Origin of the sequence: Herpetosiphon sp. NSE202, from assembly GCF_042688385.1 — a bacterium.
GTDB lineage: Bacteria > Chloroflexota > Chloroflexia > Chloroflexales > Herpetosiphonaceae > Herpetosiphon.
This window is the reverse complement of the sequence record NZ_JBHUPY010000024.1, coordinates 1-11,337: the sequence shown is the minus strand read 5'-3', so window position 1 is coordinate 11,337 and position 11,337 is coordinate 1. Positions and strand designations below refer to the sequence as shown.

7 protein-coding genes are annotated in these 11,337 nt (G+C 51.2%); 1 reads left to right on the top strand and 6 read right to left on the bottom strand.

Annotated elements, in window-relative coordinates:
* Window positions 1-323 precede the first annotated feature (323 nt).
* On the top strand, window positions 324-1,283 hold the full coding sequence (locus tag ACFMKP_RS22550; protein WP_382295428.1) for a class I SAM-dependent methyltransferase: 960 nt from the start codon (window positions 324-326) through the stop codon (window positions 1,281-1,283).
* A gap of 228 nt (window positions 1,284-1,511) precedes the next feature.
* Here ACFMKP_RS22550 and ACFMKP_RS22545 read toward each other — a convergent pair whose 3' ends face one another.
* The 6 genes from ACFMKP_RS22545 to ACFMKP_RS22520 form a co-directional block, all read right to left on the bottom strand.
* On the bottom strand, window positions 1,512-1,730 hold the full coding sequence (locus tag ACFMKP_RS22545) for an MbtH family protein (RefSeq protein WP_382295427.1): 219 nt from the start codon (window positions 1,728-1,730) through the stop codon (window positions 1,512-1,514).
* 193 nt (window positions 1,731-1,923) lie between these two features.
* Window positions 1,924-2,487: a GNAT family N-acetyltransferase gene (locus tag ACFMKP_RS22540; protein ID WP_382295424.1), complete on the bottom strand. Its 564-nt coding sequence runs from the start codon at window positions 2,485-2,487 to the stop codon at window positions 1,924-1,926.
* 9 nt (window positions 2,488-2,496) lie between these two features.
* Complete coding sequence (locus ACFMKP_RS22535) at window positions 2,497-3,369, bottom strand: DUF6544 family protein (RefSeq protein WP_382295421.1); 873 nt, start codon at window positions 3,367-3,369, stop codon at window positions 2,497-2,499.
* A gap of 22 nt (window positions 3,370-3,391) precedes the next feature.
* Window positions 3,392-4,771: an MFS transporter gene (locus tag ACFMKP_RS22530; RefSeq protein ID WP_382295419.1), complete on the bottom strand. Its 1,380-nt coding sequence runs from the start codon at window positions 4,769-4,771 to the stop codon at window positions 3,392-3,394.
* Between the two features lie 18 nt (window positions 4,772-4,789).
* Window positions 4,790-9,154, bottom strand: a complete 4,365-nt coding sequence (locus ACFMKP_RS22525) for an amino acid adenylation domain-containing protein (RefSeq protein WP_382295418.1) — start codon at window positions 9,152-9,154, stop codon at window positions 4,790-4,792.
* Window positions 9,155-9,162: 8 nt separating this feature from the next.
* A partial coding sequence (locus ACFMKP_RS22520) for a condensation domain-containing protein (RefSeq protein WP_382295415.1) occupies window positions 9,163-11,337 on the bottom strand: 2,175 nt, incomplete at its 5' end.

Below are 11,337 nucleotides of genomic sequence, written 5' to 3'. Positions count from 1 at the left end.
CGCTCAAAGCTGATTTTAGTGGGAGAATTATAGCAGACAACTACATTCATCGTTGTGCTGGGCAGCATTATGATTAGGCTTGCGCTCCGCGTGAAAAATCGACACTCTGGCGGAGCTGACGCGACCAGAGTCGTGCTAAAATAGTGTTCGGAAAACAATCTCTGGATTGCCGCGAGTGCCCTCCAATAGCAGCTCACACTTGTTTCGATCGATAGAGATTTTTAATGGATGCAGCGCTGCGTTTTCTTGGTTGGTGGTGGCCTCACGCTTGGACCCAGCAGCAACGAGCGACTGGTTTATTGGATGGTTTAGAGGATGCATCAATGAGTCTTGAGCAGCTTTGGGACGAATATCGGGAGCATGGTTACCGTGCCGATCAACCAATCGGTGTTGAGCCGCTGGATCAGTTCTATGCCGCGCTGCTGGCGTTCGGTCACCAAGACCTCGCCCGTGCTGCCGAGTTGGCGAGGCAGGCAGCGATGAGTGCTCCGGATGATCGGGTGTTTACCGAGGCGGCTACCTATCTGGATCGGGTCGCTAGCCAGGGCAAGCACAATGTTTACGTCAGCGGCGATGCCTTCGCGGCCTTCATCGGCGGTGGTGGCAACGTTCCGCTGTACGTGGCGACGAGCGCTGCCTTGCGCGCTGCCTATGACGAGTACGAGCAGCTGGATGTGGTGGATATTGGCACCGGCAATGGCCACGCGCTGCTCCCAGCGCTGACCCCTACTATCAACCGCTTGGGAGTGGTTGAGCCATCGGCGGCGCTGCTGACCGAACTCCGCGCACGCTTGGATGCCAGTGGACGATCCAGTGAGGCCTTCGCTGGCACCGCACAGGAGTTTGCACGCCAGGAGAGCGGCGGCTGGACAATCATTCAGGCCACCTATAGCTTGCACTCGATCCCGCCCGAGGAACGACCGGAGCTGCTGCATCGGCTCCGTGACTTGGGCCAGCGCCTGGTGATCGTCGAGTTCGACGTGCCGGAATTCGCTGCCATGTACGACCCAGCGCGGGTGCGCGATATTTTGGGCCGCTACCAGCGCGGACTGGCTGAGTACACCGACGACGGTGGCCTGGTTGCCCAGGGCTTTCTGATGCCCGTTCTCCTTGGATACTTCGACCAGACGGCGGCCCGCACGACCTATGAGCAGCCGATCGCGGCATGGGCGGAACAGGTACGCGCGGCTGGCTTCACAGCGGTCGACGTTCGCCCGATCTATGACTACTGGTGGGCGACGGCGTGGTTGGTATCCGGCAGCGGAATATCTCAAGCACGATGAAACAGATGAAAACGGACGATTAGAAGGATTATTCGCGCAATGAGCTGTTGTGGGCATCACGTGGGGGAGCGTATAGCACTGTTTCATGGGATTGGATACCGTTCCGTTATGCGGGGTTGTTGGAAACTTATTTAGTCGGTCACGCTCATTTTGATCACATGCCTGAGCAGGCATTGTAAAATCAAATGCGACTATCAAAGAATGATAGTCGCATTTGATTGGATTGTCCTAGTGACCTTGTTCTTCCATGAGTTTGCGTAAACTCAATGGACGCATATCAGTCCAAACTTCTTTGATATACTCCAAACATTCGGCTTTTGGCCCACTTTTTCCAACATCGTTCCAGCCGAGTGGATTTTCACGATCAGCAGGCCAAATTGAATATTGTTCTTCGTGGTTAACCACAACCTTGTAGATCGTTGTATCTTCTTCGTCATTCCAGCCCATGGTCGGTAATCCTCCAACTACATTAAATTGTCATTCTTCTGTTTTTTCGATTACAGCCGCTTGGGCGGTTAGGGATGATGAGAGAGCAATGTCATGCAATCGGGTGCATTCTACGGTATCTGATTATGGGCTTGCAAGTACAACCGCTGAGTCATCCTCGACAGGTTTTAAAGGCAACCCATTAACGGTGTCATCAGGCATTAATTTCGTGGTGTTGGCTGCGCCATTCGCTTGCTAATAACGAATAACAGGCCATATCTGCGAAACGTTTGCCATCAGTCCAGGTTTGGCGGCGTACGCCTTCGAGGGTGAACCCAAGCCGGTCTGCGACCACCCGCGAACGTTTGTTTTCGACCACCGCATTTAATCCGATCCGGTTAAGCCCTAACTGATCAAAAACAAACTCCAGCAATGCTCTGGTTGCGCGCACCATCAAGCCTTGGCCACCCGCTGATTCAGCGAGCCAGTAGCCGATTTCGGTACTCATAAGGCGGCGATCAAGCGGAAAAAACAGCATACCCCCAACCAGCTGCTGATTGTGCCAAATTCCGACGCGCGGCAATCCATCCTCCGCGAAGCGGGTGAGTCCAGCGGCGATAAATGCTTCTGCGTCGGCAACCGTCGTCATGGTATTCGCCCAGCCAAGCCATTCACCAAAATACTGACGATTGGTACTCACCAATTCAAGAAATGCTGGTGCATGGCGACGTTCTAAAATGCGGAGTTCGCTGGTTGGATCAAGATCATACTTAAACATAGATCCTCATTAACGAAAGCGAGCACTGTCAAGCTCAAATTCAAAGATTGTCCCGGGTTCGCGATCAGGCAGATTGTACCACCAGATAAAATTGAAACTGCTTGGGATGGTATAGTCGCCAAAGCGCTGCTCTTGGTGAATTTGCATGCCACAGGGAATTGCTTGATAGGTTTTCGCTCCACCCTTGGCACTCCAATAGTCGAAGCATACTTCCTGTAATTCGCCAGCTGGGCCAATTGTGAGGGTTAAGCTCATCGCTTGGCCATCTTGCGTGATCTTGACCTTGGCATGCTGATCATCAATGGCCTGCCATTCCACCCCAGGTTGGGGTAATAGCGCACTCGGCAAGAGCACTAGATCCGTGATATAGCGCTCCAAGAAGGTGCGCGTAATATCGACGGGATCACTCAACCGAAAATAGATCGGAATCAAATTAAGATATTTGGCACGCTCATAGCCTTTCTGGTTGGCATAGTAGGCCAACCCGGTTTCATGAAGCCGCTGAAGCCCTGATCCAGGGACAACAACCTTAAAAACAAAGCCTTTGCCGGCACGAATGATTCGTTTTCCCCGAAACGGGTATTTCGGGGCCTTAATATCGGCACTATGTGTATAGGCTCCATGCATGGTTACCTCGACACTGCTGGCAAGGCGGGCATTCGGCTGAATCGCATGGAGCAAATAGCGTTGGGCTGGGGCTGGCAAGTCTTCCACCATTGCTGGCTCAAAGTGCTTGGTGGACGGCTGCGTTTTCATCGAGCGCCATAAGCGGTTGGCTTGCATTGCATGCCAGCCTTGCAGCAGCCCGAGCGAGCCAAGGGTTAATCCACCAACGCCTGTGAGCGCCATAAATGTTCCTTTGATGATAGCTTGGAAGGTCATGGTCAATCCTTATCACTAACACTTAAATCGCTGATGTTTCAATGACTGGTTCATGCTCATGGGTTCGCACTTCTGGTTGGGCCATGCTGCTGGCGCGTACATCTGGTAATTCTTGCTCAACCATGCGCAGCCGAGGGTTCATAAATCCAACAATACTGGCAACAATAACCAACGTTCCCATCAAGACAAAGAGAAAGGCAATGCCACGACCTGGGCCGATGCCAATAAGCTGACCAACGCTATTCGCAAGGCCGCCACCAGGTGCAAACAACGGCTCTAAAACGTTATCAACCAATGGCCCTGAAACCACATACGATAGGGGTAAGGCCGAAAAGCCGATCAATTGGCGAATCGATAAGACCCGTCCTTGCACTTCAGGCGCGATCTTGCTCAACCAAATCGCTTGATTCGAGATTAAGCCAATTGGCCAGCGTAGCAGATAGATAAAGATCGCAATCCCAAACAATGGAATAGATGGCTTTAATCCAGCAATCAAAATACAGATTCCCCCGATTAATTCACCACCTAAGACTCCATAAATCCGTCGTTTTGGCCCGCCCCAACTGGTCATGGCAATGCTGCCAATCACCGCCCCAACGCCGCCAATGGACATAATTGTCCCAAGCGTTTGCTCGTTACTAAAGGCTAAGACCAAGGGTGTGGCCAAAATATTGACGCTTCCCATCACAAACCGCGTAACCACGGCAAAGATCAGCAGCGCGAGCAGCCCATTACGGGCGCGAATATAGGTCCAGCCATACAATGCTTCGCGCCACAATGAAGCTTTTGGTTTGGCTGCTTCTGCACTTGTTAGTGTTGGTATGCGGACAAACAACAACGTGCTCAGTGCTAAGAGAAACGAAATGCCATCAATCATGAAAATCGCTGAAAGGCCGATCCCATTCAGCAATGCTGCACCAAGAATCGGGGCAATCAATTGGGTTGCAGCATAGGCAATTTCGTTCATCCCGCCAGCCCGCCCAAGCTGTTTGGTTGGGACTAAAAGCGCCGTACTAGCATGATAGGCTGGCCAGAAGAATGCTCCCGTAATCGAATTAATTGCCACACCAAAACAAATATGCCAAAAGGCGAGCAGATTGCTGAAATACAGCAGTGCCATGGTAAGAATGCTTAGTGCTGAGACTAAATCACTGAGAATCATCACGATCCGACGATCCCAGCGATCAACCAACGCCCCAATTAATGGCCCAGTTACGAGGCCAGGGATGGTCGTAAACAGTGAAATCAGCGTTAACTGGGTAACCGAATCGTTTTGTTTGTAAATCCAAATTCCAAGTGCAAAACTGGTGAGCCCTGAACCGATCAACGATAGCAGTTGACCGAACCAGATAATGCTGAACATTTTCATGCTGCCTTGGTGTCCGCCTTGGACTGGTTGCATTACACACTCCTCAATAGGTTAAACCGTGCGTTGAAATTGGTTAATCAACGCTGGGGGAACTGTTGAATCTTGGTCGCTCAGCTGCCCAAGGAACCGCTGAAGGAGCGCTTGATCAACAATCGCTTGCTGAATTGTTGTTTGCGCTAAGCCTGCTTGGCTCGTGGTTTGATCATACATTTGATCATAGCTGTTGTCCTCGGCTGCCTCGGCTGGCGCTAAGGCTAACAGCGGTTGCAGTGCATGGTTGGGTTGTGCTTGAACCAGCGCTTGTAATTGGGCTAACCATTGATCGTGGTCAACATGGTCAATGGGATAGCCTAGTTCTTGCATCCAACGAATCAATTGATTCCATTGGATGCGATTTGGATTAAGAACGTGGTAGGCTTGGCCTTGCCCAATTGGCTGGAGCGAGAGCGCGACCATTGCTTGAGCTACATAATCAACTGGCGTAATCTCAACCAAGCGCTCAACTTGAGGCGCACTGCCAAGTTGTAAACAACCTTGAATCAAGCGATAAAGCGAGTCATTGCTGTTCCATAAACCTGTTTGTGTATCCCAGCCGATTCGGCCTGATCGATAGCTATTGACGGGAATGCCCCGTTCGCGAGCTTGCAGCAACAAGTGCTCAGCCACCCACTTACTTTGACCATAGCCACCGTTCAATCCGGTTGGTGTTTGTGGTAGTTCCGCTTCATAGCGTACCGTGTCAGGGTGCGTTGCTGCGGCAAAAACGCTAGTTGTTGAGCTAAAATGGATCGCTTTGATTTTTGTTTGGCTGGCCAAGCGTACAATTTCTTGCGTTGCTTGGACATTACTTGGTTTGAGCGCGGCATACGGGTAGGCAAAATTAACCAACGCTCCATTGTGATAGATACTGTCAATCGTTTCTGCAAGCCATTGCCATTCTTGCGCTGCAATCCCTAATTGCGGTTGCGCAAGATCGCCAAGGACAACATTGATGCGCGATGCGAATGCCGATTCCCAGCGTTGATAGTGCTCAAGTTGCTGGCGAATTTTGGCATAGCCTTGGGTTTGATCAGCTGCGCGTACCAAACAATAGATCTGAGCATTCGTCTGTTTAAGTAATTCTGCGAGCAGGAATGGCCCTAAAAACCCGGTTGCTCCGGTGAGCAAAATTGCCTGCGGCAAGGCTTCGTGGTATGGCGTTACCCCGACCGTGCTCAACGTCGGCTCAAGTTGCGCCTCTTGGGCTAAATCAAGCTGATCAAGCGTATCAAGCGCCGCATCCGAACCAGTCTGTTGAATAATCGCAATCACGTTGGCAAGTTGGGCGATGCTTGGGTTACTCAGAAATCGACGTAATGGTACCTGGATCTGAAAGCTTGTTTGAATCCGCGACAGAATTTGTAAGGCATTAAACGAATGACCGCCCAGTTCAAAGAAATTATGCTCGATCCCGACTGTCTCTCGGTTCAGCACGTCGGCCCAAATCGTGGCGAGTTGCTGTTCAAGCGCTGTCCGTGGCGCAACGTAGCCCGTTTGAACGCCAAGCTCATGCTGATCAGGCGCGGGTAAGGCGCGGCGATCAAGTTTGCCATTGGGTGTGCGCGGTAGCGCCGCGAGGTTGATGAAGAGCGATGGCACCATATAGCGTGGGAGCTGTTTGGTCAATAATTCACGCAGTTCAGCACTGCTGACAGCCGCATTGCTACTGAAATAGGCCACTAAACGCTGATCGTTGGGATTGGCAGCATCCAGCACAACGGCTACTTCGCTGATTGCTGGGTGGTGGCGCAGCAACGACTCAATTTCGCCTAACTCAATCCGGAAGCCCCGCATTTTAACTTGCTGATCGATTCGGCCAAGATGTTCAAGTTGACCGTTGTGATCAAATCGCGCGAGATCACCAGTTTTATAGAGCCGAATGCTCTGGTTGGGCTGAAGTTGATAGGTGATGAATTTTTCGGCAGTTAATTCAGGCCGTTGCAAATAGCCACGCGCCAACCCTGCCCCAGCAATATGTAATTCACCAGCGATTCCTGGTGGCACTGGTTGGAGTTGTTGATCAAGGATATAGATTTGGGTATTTGCGATCGGTTCACCCAAGCGAATTGGCCCAGCGCTAACATTCCAAACGGTTGACCAAATTGTGGTTTCGGTTGGCCCATACATATTCCAAAGGCTAGCACAGCGAGGTTGTAACGCCTGGGCAAGCTCAGGGGTAAGCGCTTCGCCGCCACACAATAGCTTTAAGGTCGCGTTACCCTGCCAACCAGCCTGAATCAACATCTGCCATGTTGCTGGTGTTGCTTGCATAAGCGTAATTGGCTGGGTTTCAAGCACATCACGGAGTTGCTGTGGATCGGCGGCAGTAGCTTGACTAACGACGACTAATTCTGCGCCGCTGATCAATGGTAAATACAATTCCAAGCCAGCAATATCGAAGGCCAAGGTTGTGACCGATAAGAGGCAGTCACTGGCATGGATGCCAGGGCGCTCTTGCATCGACAAGAGAAAATTAGTTAATGCACCATGTTCAATTTGCACGCCCTTCGGTTTCCCCGTTGATCCAGAGGTATAGATAGTGTAGGCAAGGCTGTGCGCATCAAGCTGGATGGATGGGGCCGTTGTCGGTTGTTGCGCAATTGCAGCCCAATCCTGATCAAGTTTCAGCCATTCAAGGCTTGTATTTAACTGTTGAGCGAATTGGGCTGTCGTAACGACTGTTTTTAAGCCAGCATCCTCAAGCATATAGATGAGTCGTTCGCTCGGGTAATGGGGGTCAAGTGGCACATAGGCTGCCCCAGCTTTTAATATCCCTAACAGCGTCACGACCATGTTCACGGAACGCTCAAGCATAATTCCAATCAGGGTATGCGGCGTAACCCCACGCTGAATCAGGTAATTGGCTACTTGATTGGCTTGGTGATCAAGGGCTTGATAGCTTAGACTGGTTGTTTGATCGCGAACGGCAATCCGCTCTGGATGGTGATTGGCTTGAGCTTCAAACAGCCGAAAGAATGGTTGATTGAGATCATACTCGCGGTCTGTGTTCGGCGCTGTCGTTAGCAGTTGGTGTCGTTCATGCTGGCTCAGCAACGCGATGGTCGCCAGTGGTTGCTCAGGTTGCTCTACCATTGCAGTCAGCAGTTGTTGTAAATGACCGAGCATGCGTTGGATGCTGGCTTGATCGAAGTGCGGAACTGCATAGATTGCTGTAATGCTTAAGGTTTGGCCAGGCACGACCAATAGCGTTAATGGATAGTTGGTGCGTTCAATCGATGTCACTGCTTGAATTGAGAGCTGGTTGCGTTCAGTCCCCATGCTCTCTTGCATCGGGTAATTTTCGAAAACAATCAGACTCTCGAATAATGCCATCCCCCGTGGAATCTCACTCCAGCGCTGAATATCGAGCAATGGCGAATATTCGTATTCGCGCAGGTTCACCTGTTGTTGTTGCAAATCATTGAGCCATTGAATCAATGATTGCTGCGGATCAAGCGTTACGCGCACGGGCAGGGTATTGATAAACAGGCCAACCATCGTGTCGCTGCCAGCAAGGGCGCTGGGCCGACCAGAAACGGTTGTGCCAAATACCACATCATCCTCACGAGTGTAGCGGCTGAGCAAAATAGCCCAAGCCCCTTGCACGAGCGTATTCAGGGTTAGGCGATGCTGGCGTGCAAGCTGTTGGAGTTGGAGCAGCGTGTGTGGTTCTAACTCGAGATAGTGTTCAGCATAAGTAGTGGCTTGAGCATCGCTGCTGCCAACCCCGCTTGCTTGAAGCAACGGGGTTGGGGCGTTAAAACCATGCAGCTGTTGCTGCCAAAATGCTTCGGCAGCGGCGAGATCCTGTTTGCGCAACCATGCCAGATAGTCACCATATGGCCGCCGACGTGGGAGAATTGGGGTTTGGCCTTGGCAAAAAGCTTGATAGGCAAGCATAAACTCATCGAGAATCAACCCGCGGCACCAACCATCCATCACCATTTGATGAATTGACCAAACAAAATAAAACGAATCGGCATCGCGTTGAATCAAATACCAACGAGTTAAGGGTGGCTGAGTTAATTCAAATCCCTGTTGCCGATCCGCTTGCAGCAACTGTTCAAGCTGTTGTGGTTGCTCATCCAAGGGAATTGTGCGCCAGTCGCGTTCATGCCATGGCATTGGAACAACATGATGCACCGCTTGAATCGGCTTTTCGAGGTTTTCCCAATAAAAACCTGTGCGTAACACCGCATGGCGTTCAAGCATCAATTGCCATGCTTGTTTAAAGGCTGCAAGGTTTAAATCACCTTGGAGAATACAACTAAATTGGAGGCAATAAATGCCCGCCGTTGGCTCAAGGATCGTGTGAAACAGCATCCCATGTTGCATCGGCGATAATTTATAGATTGTCTCAATATTTTTGTGTTTCACAAATACTCCTAGGCAAAGCGTGCAAAAAAACCATCAAGATCGTCTTGACTTATTTCAGCGTCAGGAAAATCACTGGGCGTATAGCCCCCAGCCTCAGCCGATTGACAATGCGCAATCACGTCGCGTAAGGCTTGAAGATAGCTCGCTGCCAGCTGTTCGATGGTTGTTTGGTGATAACTCTGCGTGTTGTAAGTCCAATTCAAGCGCAATTGATGATCGATAATTAAGCCATTAATATCAATCAACAAGTGGCGCTTAGTATGCGGGCTATGCAAGGCTCCAGCTGATTCATATGCGGGCGCAAACCATGGCGTAGCCTCAAGCGCTTGATCAAGTTGGCCAAAATAGTTAAAGCCAATTTCGGCTTGAGGTAGTTCGGCAAGCTGTTGCCGTACCTGTTGATCAGGATGCAGGTAGCGTAAAACGCCATAGCCAATCCCTCGTTCAGGAATTTGCCGAATTTGCTCTTTGATTGATTTCAAGGCTGTGCCAAGGTCTGTTTTTGGTTCAAGCGCAAGGTACACCGGATAGAGACTGGTAAACCACCCAACCGTCCGCGAGAGATCAATGCCAGGGATGATCTCCTCGCGACCATGGCCTTCAAGGGCAATCAGCACTCCCGATTCATCAGTCCATTCGGTCAAACACACGGCGAGCGCTGTGAGCAACACCTCGTTAATGTGGGTCTGATATACGGAAGGAACATCCTGCAACAAGGCTTGGGTTTCGTTTGCTGTGAGTTCGACACTGAGTGTTTGGTTGGTTGTAGCGGTGTTATGCTGCTCGCCAGCCTGATCATCCACAGGTAATCGAGGATGCCATGGTGGTACCTGATTAAGCCAGTAGTCAGCTTCAGCCGCTAGCGTTTTGGAGCGAGCATAGTCGTATAATTGCTCCGACCACTGCTTAAACGAGCTTGTTTTGGCTGGGAAGCTGATGCTCTGACCCATGCTGAGTTGTTGGTAGGCATGGTGAATATCTTCCAAAACGATTCGCCACGCTAAGCCGTCGACGACTAAGTGATGCGCAATGAGCAGTAAGCGTCCAGCCTGCCCTGCCCCATAATCAAAGTAAATTGGCTTGAACAATGGGCCATTGCTGAGATCGAGGCTTGCTTGCAAGCGGTTTGCCTGCTCTTCGAGTGCTGCACTCCGTGCATGCGGCGCGAGATTGGCAAAATCAATCAGCTGCAATGGCACATGCTGCTGCTCAGCGTTGATTTGTTCGATGCCCTGACCCTGATCAATAAAGGTAATCCGCAACGCATCGTGATGCGCAATCACAGCATTAATCGCTTGTTCCAACCACGCATGGCGGATCGTTGCTGCAACTTCAATCAGGATGCTTAAATTCCAGTGATGTGGTTCTGGCTGGTTTTGCGCAAAGAACCAATGCTGAATTGGGGTAAGGGCAATCGGGCCGCTCACAAGTCCTTGTTCGGCGTTAATTGTTGTTTGTTCGCTCGCAACTACTGCCAAATCGGCAATTGTTTGATGTTGGAAAATTAATTTTGGCGTGAGATAGATGCCCGCTTGATTTGCCCGGGCAACCATCTGAATTGCCAAAATTGAATCGCCGCCAAGCTCGAAGAAATTATCGTGAATGCCAACCTGATCAACCCCCAAGACATTCGTCCAAATCTCAGCCAAGCTTGCTTCAGTCGGTGTGCATGGCGCAACAAAGGCCTGGCTCCGCTGCAAGGTCTGGTGCGGTGCTGGCAATTGGCGACGATCAACCTTGCCATTGGGCGATAACGGCATGGCTGCGAGTTCTACCCATAAACTGGGGAGCATATGCGCTGGTAGGTGCGTTTGCAGCGCCGCACGCACCTGGCTTGGGTTGAGTGGTGCCTGCTCGGGCACAATGTAGGCAACCAATTGTTTCTCGCCATGCGCATTGAGCTGGTCAATCACCAGGCTTTCGCGCACATTCGCCACCCGATTCAGCTGGGCTTCGATCTCGCCAAGCTCAATCCGGAAGCCGCGAATTTTGACTTGGTGATCGCTCCGGCCAAGGTACTCGATCTGGCCAGTGGCGGTGTAGCGCGCCACATCGCCCGTATGATACAGGCGACTGCCCGCAACGCCATACGGATTGGGCAGAAACCGGTCGGCGGTTAAGTCTGCCCGGCCATGATAGCCGCGCGCCAAGCCCACCCCGGCAATGTAGAGATCGCCCGCAAT

Excerpts from the sequence above, each read along its gene's own strand:
- ACFMKP_RS22540 (WP_382295424.1), bottom strand. The coding sequence starts at position 2,487 with ATGTTTAAGTATGATCTTGATCCAACCAGCGAACTCCGCATTTTAGAA.
- ACFMKP_RS22530 (WP_382295419.1), bottom strand. The coding sequence starts at position 4,771 with ATGCAACCAGTCCAAGGCGGACACCAAGGCAGCATGAAAATGTTCAGC.
- ACFMKP_RS22545 (WP_382295427.1), bottom strand. The coding sequence starts at position 1,730 with ATGGGCTGGAATGACGAAGAAGATACAACGATCTACAAGGTTGTGGTT.
- ACFMKP_RS22535 (WP_382295421.1), bottom strand. The coding sequence starts at position 3,369 with ATGACCTTCCAAGCTATCATCAAAGGAACATTTATGGCGCTCACAGGC.
- ACFMKP_RS22550 (WP_382295428.1), top strand. The coding sequence starts at position 324 with ATGAGTCTTGAGCAGCTTTGGGACGAATATCGGGAGCATGGTTACCGT.